Genomic DNA, 14932 nt, shown 5'->3' on the forward strand with positions numbered 1-14932 from the left:
GTTTGATATCTAATATCGATATCTAAAATCGGCTTATAGCCTGATTTTCACTATTTTTAGCCCTTTACGGAGCCGATCATCACACCTTTTACAAAATATTTTTGTACAAACGGATAGATAACCAACAGCGGCAGACTGGCCACCACGATAAGCGCATACTTAACGGTTTCCGCAAGTCCCTGTACACGGACGGCAGCGCTTACATCAGACAGCATAGTCGGGTTCGTTTTATTCACGATTAAAATATTGCGCAGCACAATCTGCAGCGGATAGAGCTTTTTATCCTGCAAGAACACTAAGGCGTCAAAATAGCTGTTCCAAAGCACCACCGCATAAAAGAGCGACAGGACCGCGATAATAGCTCCCGACAACGGAAGCACCACGGTAAAGAAGAAGCGCAGATCGGAACATCCGTCTATTTGCGCCGCATCATACAGCTCATTGGTGATGGTTTCCTGCAAAAACGTGCGCGCGATGATAACGTTCCAAACATTGACCGCATTGGGGAGCACAAGCGCCCAGCGGGTATTGTAAAGTCCGATCCCTTTTACGACAAAATACAGCGGTATCAGTCCGCCGGAAAAGAGCATCGTCGCCATAATAAACTTAGTTACGAATTTTCTTCCATAAAATTCTTTGCGCGAAAGCGGATATGCCAGCAGCATCGAAAGAGACACGCTAATAAAAGTTCCGAGCGCTACATAGATGATGGAGTTGAGGTATCCCAGTCCGATATCTTTGTTTGCAAAAACCGCCTTATATGCCGTTAAATCGAAATTGACCGGAAAGAGCGTAACCCGATGCTCAATCACCGCCTTAGGGTCGCTTAAAGAACAGGCAATAATATACAATAGCGGATACAAAACGATGATAAAGCAGAGCGCTAAAAAGACATTATTGATCCCGTTGAATAAATTATCAAAAGGCGTTTCCCGAATTTTCGACGATTGTTGTTTCTTCCATATAAAATGCTGAGTTTTTACCATAACCCGCCGTCCTTTTGTCGCAGCTTTGCAAGATAATTGAAGAGCAGAATAAGCGCTACGTTGATAATAGAATTGATAACGCCGATAGCGGTCGAATAGCTGAAATCGTTATTGACCAACCCCATCTTATACACGTATGTCGACATGATTTCGGCGGTTTCAAGGTTGAGCGGATTTTGCATCAAAAACGCCTTTTCAAAACCTAAGCTCATAACAAAGCCCATGTTCAAAATAAACATGATAACGATCGTGTTTCTGATACAGGGTAAATCGATATACCAAATTTTCTGAAATTTATTTACGCCGTCTACACGCGCGGCTTCATATAATCCGGGGTCGACGGAGGTAAGCGCTGCAAGATAAATAATGGCATTATAACCGGTATTCTGCCACAAGGCCGACCATACATAGATATGCCGGAAAAGTTTCGGCTCCCCCATAAAATTTAAGGGCTCAAGCCCGAATTCCGCCCGTATCACATTGAACAGTCCCAACGCAGGATCCATAAACTGCATTAAAATTGAGACCATAACCACCGTCGAAATAAAATACGGCGCATACGTTACCATTTGAACGGATTTACGCCAGAGCTTATTTTGCGTTTCGTTCAAGGCAAGCGCCATAATGACCGCAATAGGAATTGAAGCAAACAGCGCATACATACTCAGGATGAATGTATTCCACATAATCTGCAGTGCAGAAGGATTACTGAAGAATTTGACAAACTGCGCCAAACCTACCCACGGACTTCCCCAAATACCTTTCGAAATACGGTATTTTTTGAACGCAAGCAGGATACCGTACATCGGCACGTACTTAAATATGATAAAATACAGCATCGGTAAGGCAATAATGACATAAAACTGCCAATGCGCACATATTTGACGTTTCGCGTTTTTACTTAACATATATATAGTATTACATCGGTTTTTCCGATTTGAAAGTGTTGATATTTAAAAATCAGGTATGCTGATATAAAAAAAAGAGGTATTTTATGTAAAAAAGGTCATTTTTTGAACATCATCGAAATACCCCTTTATTTTGCCGGCATATCAAGTACAATAGTTGCACAGACGTACCGTTATTCGTGTGGAGGGTTTGAATACCCCGACGCTGTTCGGAGGATATATGAAAACAAGTTTATATACGGAACATCAATTACAGACAATACAGAGGTGGCAAAACCTGCAATTCGGTATGTTTATCCACTTCGGCCTCTACTCGCTTGCGGGAGGCTGCTGGAAGGGACAGCCCGTCAGAAGGGGGTATTGTGAACAAATACTTTCGCACGGGGAGCTGCCGCAAGCCGACTATGAAGCTTTACTGCATGAATTTCTCATACCCGATTTCAATGCGGAAGCGATTGTTCGCCTCGCCAAAGCTGCCGGAATGCGTTATGTAGTGGTTACCTCGAAGCATCATGACGGCTTTTGTCTTTTTAATACAAAAACTACATCTTATAATAGTATGAATGCGGCTTGTAAGCGGGATATCGTTGCCGAACTCAGTGCGGCTTGTAAAAAAGAAGGGCTTGCGTTCGGAGTATATTTTTCACTCATCGACTGGCATTGCCCTGATGCTCTTCCGATAAGCGCTCATAATTCCGACCATATTTCGCCAAAACACCATGAATATAACTGTGCTCAGTTAACCGAACTGCTGACAAACTACGGCGAGATTTGCGAATTATGGCTCGATATGGGATACCCGACTGCCGAACAATCACAAGATATGTATGCGCTTGTGCATTCACTTCAAAAACACATTATGATTAACGGGCGTATATGGAACGATATGGGCGACTTTGCTACACTCCCTGATAATGCAATGCCCGAATTGCCGGTGAATGAATACGAATTAAACATCCCATGGCAAACACCGGCTTCTATTTATAAAGAAACATGGGGGTATAAAAGCTGGCAGGAACGCGGCAGCATTGATGAAAAAATTGCCGAATTAACCGGAAGTTTACGCCGTGTCGTATCCGGCGGCGGTAACTACCTTCTGAATATCGGGCCGGATAATACCGGTAAGGTTATTCCTTTTGAAAAAGAAGTCTTAGAGGGGATCGGCCGCAATTTACGCGAAACCCCTCTTCCGCCCGCGCACAGTTTCGGTAGGGATGAAGGTCAAACCGCAGCGTTTCATGTTCCCCCTATTCAAGCAGAAAAAGACGGTTCTTTCCGGTTGACCGTTTGTACAAACCTCTTTCGCTATACGGGCGGTGAATACTATACCCTGCGGCCGATTATAACGGGAAAACGCTGGAGATTGGCTGTTCCACCTGAATCTACCCAAACGGTCTTTCTGTTGGGCTGGAAGTGTGTCGCTCCTCTAAAAGAAGATATAAAGCTCTGCTTTGAAGATGACGATACACGGCTGTATTTTTCGCTTCGCAAGGGAAAAACATGCGGTCTTATCAGCTCCTGCTACCGCTTACCGCAAAACCGCCGTATATGCACACTGGAGCTTTCCACCGTTGGGGCACCCCACTGCCGCGGGGAACTCATCCCTGACAGCATGGTGCTGACCTTGGAAAAAGCCGAGTAAATCGCGCTTCCTTTTTATTATTCCATCCTTATAATAAATTCGATTTTTCAACAGGCAGTGTATCAAAAAGAATTTTTTCTGATACATCAATAACAGCCGAATCGTATTTTTAATGGAAAAATCTTTATGCAATGTTATACCTCTCCAAGTTCATTGATTGAATACAGACTTTTAATACGTCTTACTTTATCTTGGACAAATGTGTAATAATATTTAAAATTGCTGAGCTATATGGAACAACTGGCTTTTTATTTAGTAAAACTATAAAAAAAGAGTTTTTTGTGATATAATAAAAGTGAATTAAGGAGGTGATTTTTATTAGCTATTTTGGCGATTTATATGATGAATTAAGATTTCCGATCGCAATTGGGAATAAAACAGGGTTAAGAAATGCCCAAATTGGGGCAATATATGCTGTTGCTTCTTATTCAACATTGGATTCAAAAGGGGCAGCAGTTATTGTTATGCCAACAGGGTCAGGGAAAACAACTGTTATTATGATGATGCCATACCTTTTGAAAAAGAATAAAGTATTAATTGTAACTCCTAGTAGTATGGTAAGAAGTCAAATTGCAAATGATTATGAAAATTTACACACTTTAAAATATATTGGTGTTTTATCAAAAGAAACAAAAACACCCTGTATATACGAAGCTAAGCATTTGTATGATAAAAATGATGAATCGAATATATTGGGAGCAGATGTAATAATAGCTACCCCTCAAGTAGCGGCTTCGATTTCTGAAGAACAAATTCGAACTACTTTTGATTATGTCATTATTGATGAAGCACATCATGTTCCTGCTCCAACGTGGCAACGAATAGTAAAAAACATGATTAATATTCCATTTTTATTAGTTACAGCAACTCCTTTTAGATTGGACAAAAAAGAAATAAAAGGGAAAACTGTTTATAACTATCCTCTATCAAGAGCCTATAAAGACGGTATTTTTGGTGAAATATTATTCAATCCGGTAGAAGAAGGACCAGAAAAGGATAAGCGGATTGCTTTGGAGGCAGAAAGAATTTTATTTAATGACAGGGAAAGTGGATATGAACATTTTTTAATGGTCAGAACAGATACAAAAAATAAGGCAAGAGATTTAGAAGACCTATATAAAGAACTTACAAAATTAAAATTGAAACGTATTGATAGTACAATGCCTATAAGGAGGGTAGAAAAGACTATAGATTTACTTAGAAGAAAAGAACTTGACGGTATTATTTGTGTAGATATGTTGGGAGAAGGTTTTGATTTCCCTAATTTGAAAATTGCTGCTATACATGAACCGCATAAATCTCTTGCTAGTACTTTACAATTCATAGGTCGTTTTGCAAGAACTAATGCTGAAAGAATTGGAACTGCAAAGTTTATAGCAATGAATGACGATAATCTAAAAATTGAAAATCATAAATTATATGCAAGTGATGCTGCATGGCAAGATATGATAATCACTATGTCAGAAGAAAAAATCGAAGGAGATTTGGAAGTTAGTGAGATGCTTAGTCAGTTCACAAAACCTGAAGATCAAGAAGAAATAATACCGTTGAATAGCATTAAACCTAATTGTCATGCAAAAGTTTATAAAGTTTCAAATTTCAATATACATGGAGCTTTTCCAGAAAATCTACAAATTGGGGAGAATGTCTATAGAAGCGAAGGAACCAATTCAATTGTTGGAATTTCAAAGATAAGTAGTAAACCATTATGGCTAGATGGAGATTGTGTATTCAATAATGAGTTTGGATTGTATATTGTTCACTATCAACCAAATACGAATCTGCTTTTTATATATTCACAGAATAAAACAGAAGTGGTATATGAATCAATAGTAGCATCTTTTGCAGAACATTACGATAAGATTCCGCGAGATGAAATGAATAGAGTACTGGCAGATTTTTCTGATTATGAGTTTTTTAACACTGGAATGCAGAATAGGTATTCGGAAAGTGGAGAATCCTATAGAATTTATGCTGGCTCAAATACAGCTGCATCAATTGATGAAACAACAGGTAAAATGTTATCTGCAGGGCATGCATTTTGTAAGGTTAAAAAAGATAGTTTAGAAAGTACTATTGGTTATAGTAGTGGGTCAAAATTTTGGAGTAGTTCCTATGTAACTATTCCTGAATATATTAAATGGTGTGATTTTTTCGGGGTAAAAATTTCTAATAATAAATTAAGAGTAAAAACAAATACAAATTATGATAAATTGCCAATACCTGTTAGAATTATAGAATATGAAAGAGATATACTGTTTTGTTTTTTTAATAGTAAAGCATTTATATCACCTTGTACTATAGTATATAGAGAAAATTTAGATGAGAAAGCATTAATTACAGATGTTATATTTAAAATTATAGAGGTAAAGAAAAATAATATTAAATTTGAAGTTCAGTTATTTGGTGTAACTGAAGTTCTAACTTGTGATTTGACGGGAAAATATAATTCAGAAAAGGAAGAATTCATTTGCAAAAATGGAAAAGAAGAATGTTCATTGGCTGAGTATTTTTCTAATAATCCTCTTTCGTTCAAGACGGCCGATGATACAGTTTATTGCGGACAAGAAGTATTAAAAGGTAGTCTGGAATTGGAAAAATATGACCCGAGCTGTATTTGTGCATTGAAATGGGCTGATATGAAGGTTAACACAAGCTTGGAGTGTGGAATTGGGATTGATGGGATGATTTCCATTCAAGACGGACTTAAAAAATATTTAGAAGAAAAATCAAAATTTTCGCATATTATATTTGATCATGGAACGGGTGAGATTGCGGATTTTATTACTGTTGAAGAAAAAAGTAATTTTGTATATGTGGAGATGTATCATTGCAAAGCAAAGAAAGGTCGAGCATACAATTCATCAGTTAATGATGTATATGAAGTAACTCAGCAGGCTATAAAAAGCTCTATATGGGTTAGATCTAAAGCAATGCTGCTTAAGAAAATTAATGATAGAGTGTTGAGTGCTAACAATGATAAATTTGTAAGAGGAGAATTTAAAACCTTAAAAGAAATATTGCAAAGTTCAAAAGTTTTACAGGTAAAAGTTTATATTGTACAGCCTGCCATTAGCAAGTCTGCTGAGATTCCAGATAAAATTGGTACTATACTTTCGGCTGCAACATCGTTTATTAAAAATACAGGTAAGATCAAAGACCTATTGGTAATTGGAAGCGAATAATGGATGGAGAATAAAATAATAAGCTTTTTATAAAAGATTGTTTAAAAACTAGTAAGAGTACATTTTATAAGATGAAAACAATAATTAAATTCCCATCCTCATTGACAAAAAACTAAAAAACCTATTAAATATAACTAAGTTATATTTAATAGGTTTACATAATGGCAAACGGAGATTTCGACTTTACACATAAGAAAATACTGGAATGCGGGAAAAAGATTTTCAAAGAAAAGGGCTTTGAAAAAGCCAATCTGCGGGAAATCTGTGCGCAGGCAGGCGTTACGACTGGAGCTTTTTACGGTCATTTTGAAGACAAAGAAGCTCTTTTTTCCGAATTGGTGCAGCCGGTTATTACCGATGTTGAATACCATTATAGCTTAATCAAACGACAAAGCTTTACAATGTACAAAAAAGAAACGGTAATCACAAAACAAACAATCGAATCCATCCTTGATTTAAAACTAAAGGGAGCCATTGGTATGGTGTCCTATTTTTTTGATAACAAAGATATTTTCGAGCTCTTGGCGTTTTGTTCTTATGGAACAAAACATGAGCATTTTTTAGATGAAATAATAGAAAAAGAAGATGAAAATCACCTGAAAATCTTAGAGATGATTCACGGAAAAAAGAAAGCAGCCCAAGTAATCACCAAAAAAGGCATTCACTTACTGAACCATGCGTACCTGTATGCGCTATCGGAAGTTGCCGTTCATTGTGAAACAAAAGAAGAAGCCGAACGCAACGCCTATTTAATTGCGGACTTCTTTAATGAAGGCTGGAAAAAAATGCGCACGGTTTAATTGTAATTATGAATTAAAACTCATTTATAATTATGAATGAGGAAAGTGAATTTTTTTAGATTTAAATATAACAATGTTATAATTGAAAATATACTTATGCGAGTAACATACTCCGAAGCTCTGCGTCGGGGGCATTGGTTGGGGTTTCCAAAGGGAGCACCCTTTGGCAGTGCGCGGAAAAAGAATAGGGTTATAGGGGAAGGGAAAAACCACCGCTCTGAACGGGGGTGTGTCCCTTCCCCTGAAATATGGAGGTTTTTATGAAACTAAAAGACATCGTGCAAATAGCTGTGTTGACAGTTATTGGGTTCGCAATCGGAATGGCAATTTCGATGCTGACGGGAACACTGGGAGCCATAGCCTTATACGCTTCCGCAGGATTTGCCGCTTTTGCAGTCGGTCCTGTTTTTGTGATAACGGCTAAAAAAATAAAGCATCGCTGGACGGCGGTTTTGTTTTGGGTTATCTACGGATTGTTATATACCCTTATGGGCTATTGGATAATGATACCGATTTGTTTGGTTTCGGCAGCGCTTGCCGAAATCATCATCGGCGATTATTCAAGCAATGTAAAAGTTTCAATCGCTTTTTCGGCTGCAATGTTTGTCGTCGCAATGCACCCGATTATATTTGTCAAAGTATTAGGTGCGGAAGGAATTACGAAGTTCGCTCCGTCTATTTCAAATGAACAGGCTCAGTGGATGATTCAATTTTACACGGGAAAAGCCATCGCAATAGCGGTAGCGTGCAATATCATCTTGGAATCTTTGGCAGGTTTATTCGGTACTTATATCAACAAAAAGTTCTTTGAAAAGAGCAGTAAAAAGAGCGTATTATAATGAAGCCGGCAAGAAACACTCAAGGATGGTCAATGAATCCGATAACGCTTTTTATTCTCATACTGCTCACGTCATTCTTGGTGTTTCTTGTCGATCAAACGATGTATTATGTGCTGCTCGGTATGAGCTTTCTCTTTTTGATTTTATTTTCATACTCGGAAGGCATAAAAAGGGCTGTAGTCTATATCGGTTTATTTTTGCTGATAAAGCTCTTGGCATATATCGATTTGGGAATGACAACCGGAGCATTGATAGGCTTGATTGCTTTATTTTTAAGGCTCTATCCTATCTTTAACATCGGAAGGATATTGATTTTAACCAGTCCCTTAAAAATTATGAGCGCATTGCGTGCGGTAAAAGCGCCGCAATCTCTTTCGATAGGACTGGTTACCGCCTTACGCTTTTTGGACGAGATGACGGCGCGGCTAAAAGAAATAAGAAACGGCATGAAGGTTCGGGGTTTGCGTTTGAGCCTGTTACATCCTCTTCGCTCGTTTGAACTCTATCTTATTCCCCTCATTTATAAATGCCTTCATGTAAGTGAAACCTTGACCTCATCGATAATCGCAAAGGGGATTGAGTACGAAGGAAAAAAGACGAGTTATAAACCGGTGCGCTTCGGCTGGTACGATACGCTGGGTTTATCGGCGGCTGTATTTTTAGTATGGATGTCCGTATGAGCATAATAGAAGCGCGGATAAAAAATTTTACGTATGAAAATGATGAAAACCCCACGCTCCACGCCATTGATTTAAATATTGAAGAAGGCGAGCTTGTTGTGCTTACAGGACTTTCCGGCTGCGGGAAGACTACCTTAACGCGGATATTAAACGGCTTAATTCCCTATCATTACGGCGGAATACTTGATGGTGAGGTGCGCATTTTAGGGAAGAACATTTTGGATTATAAAAAGGGCGAATTGGCAAAGTACATCGGCAATGTGTTTCAAAATCCGAGTGATCAGTTTTTTGCTACCATTGCAGAGGAAGAGGTTGCCTTTGCCGGAGAAAACCTCGGTATGGATTTTCAAACCCTGTGCGAAAAAACCGATGCTGCTTTTCAAACGATGCAGATAGAATCGCTTAAAGGCGCAAAACTTTCAGAGCTTTCAGGCGGGCAAAAACAAAAGGTTGCCATCGCTTCCACACTCATCTATGACACAAAGCTGCTGTTTTTCGATGAGCCTTCTTCCAATCTCGACTATGAAGGTATTGTGCAGTTTCAAGCGATGATACGGGATTTAAAGGCGATGGGAAAAACGATTATCATTGCCGAGCACCGTTTATTTTTCTTAAATGAATTGTACGATAGGCTCATTTACATGAAGGACGGCACTATCGAAAAAATCTTTTTGAAGGGTGAATTGACAACAGAGGATTGCAGGCGGTACGGACTGAGGGCAATACGGTATGACAGTCTTGTCTGCGAAAACCCTTCGGTCCCGAAACAAGCGGTTACGCATATCGAGGACTTGAGCGTTTCTATCGGCAGGCAGGAACTTATCAAAAATCTTTCGTTTGATGTACACACAGGAGAGATTACCGCCGTTATCGGAAAAAACGGTATAGGAAAGACTACGCTTGGCAAAGTCTTAGGCGGGCTTTTGTCTTGCAAGGGGCATATCGGTTACGGTAAGCGGCAGCGGCAGCGCTTAAAGACCGCATATTATATGATGCAGGATGTTGACTATCAGATTTTTTTTGACACGGTAGAAAACGAGCTTATCCCTTCTTCAAAACGGAAGGATGAATCCTATTTGCAACAAGCGGCTGAGTACCTGCACATAATTGACCTTTGGGAAAAAAGGCTTGACCATCCGCAGGAACTTTCAGGCGGACAAAAGCAGCGGCTCGCTCTTGCAACGGCATTTTTGAGCGGCAGGCGCATCATCATCTTAGACGAACCGACCAGCGGTCTCGACTACAAGCGTATGGACGAAATCGCAAAGCTCATCTTACACTGCGCTCAAGAAGTTCCTGTGCTCATCATCACCCACGACTTGGAACTCTTATTCAAAGTCTGCAACACCGCCCTCCTGCTCGGTGAAAACGCATACAAGAAAATTCCGGTAAACGGAAATGAAAGAGAAATTCGGGAATTTCTCACTAGCCCGGTTTTTTAAAAGTGGGCATTTTCTTTTGGTTATAACTAAGTATATATTTTGTTGTCTGGACATGTCTATTCCGAAGGATGTGAAGCAAATCTAACCGAGTTTTTAGAGATGTCTCAGTGTAATAGCTGTAATCACCTTATGCATCATCGGAAAAATTTTATGCAATGTTATATCTCACCAAGTTCACGGATCGAAGCCCCCTTAAATTCAAAACAGCTTATCCAGCTCTACTGAATAGGATATGTCGTAGATAAATCCGTTGCGCTCGCAATACACTTTTATTTCTTTTGTCAGTTTTTTCGTTGCGCCGTATTCGAGTAAATAGACGGTGAGTCCATACGTTTTACATTGAGCCAGATATTCCATAAAATATGCTCTGTCTTCTACCGGTTTTGCTCCAAACGTATTATTCTTAAAATGTATTTCGGTAAATACGCTTTCTTGATTGACCCCGTGTACCATTCCTTTAATGGAATTTTGCTGCATCGCTTCGGTGATAAACGTATCTCCGCCGTTAATGATAATGGGTTTATTCTCCGTATGTATTTCGCGTAAGAGAGCCATGAGTCCCTGATATATTTCGGGTGTGTGATAATGATAATAAACGTCAGCGTTATCAAGAAAAAAACCGTCTATGCCTTTTTGAGACAAAAGCTGCGCTTTGTGTTTTATCCTTTTTTGCCATCTTTTATCTGCAACATTTACCCATTCTTCTTCGTCCCAATTTTCGTAGTGTCCTAAAGCGATATCCGCAAATGCGGCATAGTCATCGCGGAATGTTTCGATAGAGCCGATGTTTAAATAAGAAAATATGTGAACGTTTCCGTTTTTGTGAAGCTGCGCGATATCTTCTTGAGAAAAAAACTCCGCATCAATTACCAGCGTTTTAATTTCTTTAAGCTGCATCACTTTTTTATGATCCATGCCTATCAGCACTTTATAATCTTTGGTGCTTTCTGCGGATATACCATTTACCGCGATAATCGCGAAAAAAATTACAAACAAGCAAGTGAGCTTTTGATTTCTCATAAACAAACCTTATATTGAGAATTACGAAATTATCATTATCAAAATGATGATACGGAATTATTCTGATTATTTCTTTGCTGTGTACACTACGGCATAATCTTCTGCACAGCTTTCGGTAAAGCTGTAATCCGAATAAGAGGCAACGGATTGAAATCCTGCCTGTTCAAATAAAGTTAACAGTGTTTTGCGCTGTAACGGATGTAACACCGTAAAGTCCGAACCTACGGTATTGCGCTGCTTGTCGATAAACTCTATGGTAAACTTGATATTTTCGTCCGGTAAAAAATCATAACGTCGCTTAAAAATAAAGGCGTCCGTTTCTTTATCTTTAAAGTCCATTTTTTTCTCAGCAAGGATGCGGTCGTAATTGAGGACTTCAACAATAAAAATACCGTGCGCTTGTAAAGACTGATACACAGCGCTGAAAAAACGGCGGAGTGCCGTTTCATCAGGTAGATGCGGGAGCGTATTGCCGAAACACAGTACGCCGTTACATATACCGAATTGCAGAATATCGGCGATGTCCGCTTGATGAAATGCTAATTCTCCGGATGTGCGAATACCCGAAGCTTTCTCTTTTGCGATTCCAATCATCTTTGCATTTAAGTCGAGCCCGTATACGCTGTATCCTTCTTTGTACAAACCCACCGCAAGGTCGCCGGTTGCGCAGCCTGCATCACACAATCTGCCCGGCAATGGACAAAGGTGCCGGATAAAATCAAGCTTTTCCGCCTCAAGCGGGAAGAGTTCGCTGTAATGCTCTGCAATCAAATCGTATACATTCATTCGCTTTTCTCCATCGCTGTGATTATGGTATACTATATCAATATAATATACTATGGGAGAACGGTATGATCAAAATAACGAAACGTCTATTTTTTTATGCAGCTTTTTTACTGTGCGCTGTATTGGCTTTTGCTGTGGATAACAGTAAAGAAGATATATCTGCCATTAGAGTGTACGACGCAAATGATACGCTAGTATGTGAACTAAAAAGAGACAAAGATCGTGCAGCGTTTAATGCCCTGTTGATGGAAAGTATAGCGGTGGCTGCCGATAATGCAGCTTTTACGCAAGCACCGAAGAATGCTAAAATAGCATACCGGTATGAAATGTTCGATAATTCATCTACCGCTATACGTCTTCTTATCTATACCGATAGAAAAACAGCATACATACCCAATACCCCAAAAGACGATGATATGCCGGAGGTGTTCGCATGGGAGCTGTTTGGAGAAGCTTACAAGATACTGTCGCAGCCGGCTTCGTTAAAAAAAGCAATTTCTCGGTATAAAAATAGTAGGAAAAATATTTTTGTCTACGATGCAAAAGGTTTTCTGGCTGCTTCAGCGCGCATTCCATCGGTTGAAGAATTGTTCGGTGAAATACTGGAAGACTATGCTGATGATATAAAGGGGCATCAGTTTTCTGGAAGGTTTGTATCGGAAAGAAGCGTACATGAAGGAAAGCAGCTGCTGTACCGCTATACCGTTTGGGATAATGGCAAATCAGAAACGATACGGATATACGTTTACAGCAATACTGACACAATGGTTTTATCAGGTTCATTCCCCGATTGGGCGGAATGTACACTATCAAAAGAAGGCTATGAATTGTTTAAAAATCCTGCAGAAGTGCTGGCTCTGTTAAAGGATGAAGCAGGCTTATAATCCAATTTGCAGTTATACAGATAACAGATACGGGGTGATTGTAAGGAATAAATCTACGGCAGAAAGTTAAGCTGCAATGCTGTTTCCCCACAGATAATAATACACCCCGATATTCCAAAGACCGTGGACTACAGCTACCAGCGCGATACTTACCGCCGGATGAAATACCCGTTTGAGCTTGAGATAAGCAGCGCGGAATACTATGCCTGCTCCGGCAGCGAAGAGCATGGAAGAAAATCCGAGGTAACGGTGCGCCAATGTGAAGAGGAGGATGGCGGGAAATTCGGTGAGGAGCAACTCAAAAGCTGCAGTAGTGTGAAATGCAGCGGATTTTTTATATCGGCATTGCTGATGCGCTCCAGACGACTGCGGCAAATCTACGGCGTTTTCCGAGCAGCATTTCGCTGCGGGCGGATTTTTTTGCAGCCGCGGTTTAATATAATCGTTGTAAATGCGGTGCAGCCGATTCGGAGTATAGAGCCGATATAGTATTTCTTCATAGGCGGCTGCACACACCGTATAAAAGCAGAATACACACTGCGTATATAGTCCGGCCGGCTTGGGCGGAAGGGTAAACGGTACCGCTGAAAACAACGGAGGCACCAGTAAAAAAGCAAACACCGCTGCAAATTCGATAAAGAGGAGTGCATCGTTTTTATTAAAGCCGTTCCATTTCATCCCGTTATTTTATCGTTATTTTTTCTTAAAATTAGGTTACCGCCTATCGCGAACCTCTAAAAATCTCATCGAGTTTTGAGCGATGCTCTATTCTCTATCCATCCCAAGATATCGGCTTTTACTTCCTCTTTATTTGTTTCATTCAAAATTTCGTGCCGGCCGTTCTCGTATAGTTTTAACGTTACGTCCTGCATTCCGATGTTCTGATAGATACGGTAAAGGTTTTTTAGCGTTTTGCCTCCGTTTGAAACGGGATCTTCCGAACCGGCGGTAATTAAAACAGGGAGATTAGCCGGTATACCTTTTAAAGCCTCCTGCGTATGCAGTCTTTTAAGCCCGCGTATAAAATCCTGAAAAAAGCCTGCGGTACAGACAAATCCGCAGTATTCATCATCGATATATTTTTTTACTTCGCTTTCATCCCTCGAAAGCCAATCAAAGGCTGTGTGCGGATTTTTGATTTTGTTGTTATACGAGCCGAACACCAATGCATTCATAAACTTGGCGACGGATTTTCTCCCTTTAAATGCGCAGTTAAGGCTTGCTAGCAGCGAGGCAACGGATACGCTTGGGTTGGGGCCTGCCGAACCGATGAGAACTGCCGCTTTTACCGTTGTACCGTACCGTTCGATGTATTCCTGTGTTACAAAGGAACCGAATGAATGCCCGACGATGACAACCGGAAGCGCAGGGTACTGTTTTTGTATTTCCGCATTGATTCCTTTTTGATCTTCGACAACACGTCTGAATCCATCTCCGTCGGCAAGGTACCCCATTAAGCCGCTTTTTAAACCGGTCTTTCCGTGACCGCGGTGGTCGGAGGCAACTACCGCAAAGCCTCTTTTACATGCCGACTTTGCAAAATCATCATACCGGAGAGCGTGTTCCGCCATTCCATGCACGATATGCAGCACAGCTTTCGGTTGTTGTTCCGGAAGCCATGTATAAACGGCGAGGGAAGCGCCGTCGCTCATTGTCTGAAATACAGTTTGCATCGTCTTTGTCTCCCATAAAAAGTCAAGAAGAAAGTATCAACTTTCGATTGACTTTTTACGCACGTTCGCAACGAAGTGAGAACGTGC

General features: G+C 40.1%; 13 protein-coding genes. 7 read left to right on the forward strand and 6 right to left on the reverse strand.

The features are described 5' to 3' along the window. Nucleotides 1-56 precede the first annotated feature (56 nt). Both DWB79_RS05695 and DWB79_RS05700 read right to left on the reverse strand, forming a co-directional pair. Complete coding sequence (locus tag DWB79_RS05695; protein ID WP_016523084.1) at nt 57-986, reverse strand: carbohydrate ABC transporter permease; 930 nt, start codon at nt 984-986, stop codon at nt 57-59. Further along, nucleotides 980-1894, reverse strand: a complete 915-nt coding sequence (locus DWB79_RS05700) for an ABC transporter permease (protein ID WP_016523085.1) — start codon at nt 1892-1894, stop codon at nt 980-982. The genes DWB79_RS05695 and DWB79_RS05700 overlap by 7 nt, the downstream gene beginning before the upstream one ends. A 220-nt stretch (nt 1895-2114) precedes the next feature. Here DWB79_RS05700 and DWB79_RS05705 point away from each other — a divergent pair, with 220 nt between their 5' ends. The 6 genes from DWB79_RS05705 to DWB79_RS05730 all read left to right on the forward strand — a co-directional run bounded on the left by DWB79_RS05705 (nt 2115) and on the right by DWB79_RS05730 (nt 10482). After that, nucleotides 2115-3536 carry an alpha-L-fucosidase gene (locus DWB79_RS05705; protein WP_016523086.1) on the forward strand — a complete coding sequence of 474 codons (1422 nt, stop codon included), beginning with the start codon at nt 2115-2117 and terminating at the stop codon, nt 3534-3536. A gap of 308 nt (nt 3537-3844) precedes the next feature. Beyond that, nucleotides 3845-6721, forward strand: coding sequence for a DEAD/DEAH box helicase (locus tag DWB79_RS05710; protein WP_016523087.1), 2877 nt, complete (start codon nt 3845-3847; stop codon nt 6719-6721). Between the two features lie 161 nt (nt 6722-6882). Then, nucleotides 6883-7521 carry a TetR/AcrR family transcriptional regulator gene (locus DWB79_RS05715; RefSeq protein WP_016523088.1) on the forward strand — a complete coding sequence of 213 codons (639 nt, stop codon included), beginning with the start codon at nt 6883-6885 and terminating at the stop codon, nt 7519-7521. A gap of 260 nt (nt 7522-7781) precedes the next feature. Beyond that, nucleotides 7782-8360: an MptD family putative ECF transporter S component gene (locus DWB79_RS05720; protein ID WP_016523089.1), complete on the forward strand. Its 579-nt coding sequence runs from the start codon at nt 7782-7784 to the stop codon at nt 8358-8360. After that, on the forward strand, nt 8360-9040 hold the full coding sequence (locus tag DWB79_RS05725) for an energy-coupling factor transporter transmembrane component T family protein (protein WP_040859086.1): 681 nt from the start codon (nt 8360-8362) through the stop codon (nt 9038-9040). Before DWB79_RS05720 ends, DWB79_RS05725 begins: the two co-directional genes overlap by 1 nt. Further along, entirely contained in the window at nt 9037-10482 is a 1446-nt protein-coding gene (locus DWB79_RS05730; protein ID WP_016523091.1) for an ABC transporter ATP-binding protein, read from the forward strand. Before DWB79_RS05725 ends, DWB79_RS05730 begins: the two co-directional genes overlap by 4 nt. A gap of 198 nt (nt 10483-10680) precedes the next feature. On the opposite strand, the gene DWB79_RS05735 is transcribed toward DWB79_RS05730, so the two are convergent. Both DWB79_RS05735 and DWB79_RS05740 read right to left on the reverse strand, forming a co-directional pair. Continuing rightward, nucleotides 10681-11502, reverse strand: coding sequence for a glycoside hydrolase family 191 protein (locus tag DWB79_RS05735; protein ID WP_016523092.1), 822 nt, complete (start codon nt 11500-11502; stop codon nt 10681-10683). 66 nt (nt 11503-11568) lie between these two features. After that, the gene (locus tag DWB79_RS05740) at nt 11569-12288 is read right to left on the reverse strand and encodes a class I SAM-dependent methyltransferase (protein ID WP_016523093.1); all 720 of its coding nucleotides are present in this window, start codon (nt 12286-12288) and stop codon (nt 11569-11571) included. Nucleotides 12289-12353: 65 nt separating this feature from the next. Here DWB79_RS05740 and DWB79_RS05745 point away from each other — a divergent pair, with 65 nt between their 5' ends. After that, nucleotides 12354-13172, forward strand: coding sequence for a hypothetical protein (locus DWB79_RS05745; protein ID WP_016523094.1), 819 nt, complete (start codon nt 12354-12356; stop codon nt 13170-13172). Between the two features lie 66 nt (nt 13173-13238). Here DWB79_RS05745 and DWB79_RS05750 read toward each other — a convergent pair whose 3' ends face one another. Further along, nucleotides 13239-13850, reverse strand: a complete 612-nt coding sequence (locus tag DWB79_RS05750) for a CPBP family intramembrane glutamic endopeptidase (protein ID WP_016523095.1) — start codon at nt 13848-13850, stop codon at nt 13239-13241. 65 nt (nt 13851-13915) lie between these two features. Then, entirely contained in the window at nt 13916-14845 is a 930-nt protein-coding gene (locus tag DWB79_RS05755; protein WP_016523096.1) for an alpha/beta hydrolase, read from the reverse strand. Nucleotides 14846-14932 lie beyond the last annotated feature (87 nt).

The sequence above is a fragment of the Treponema medium genome, from assembly GCF_017161265.1.
Taxonomy (GTDB): Bacteria; Spirochaetota; Spirochaetia; order Treponematales; family Treponemataceae; genus Treponema; species Treponema medium.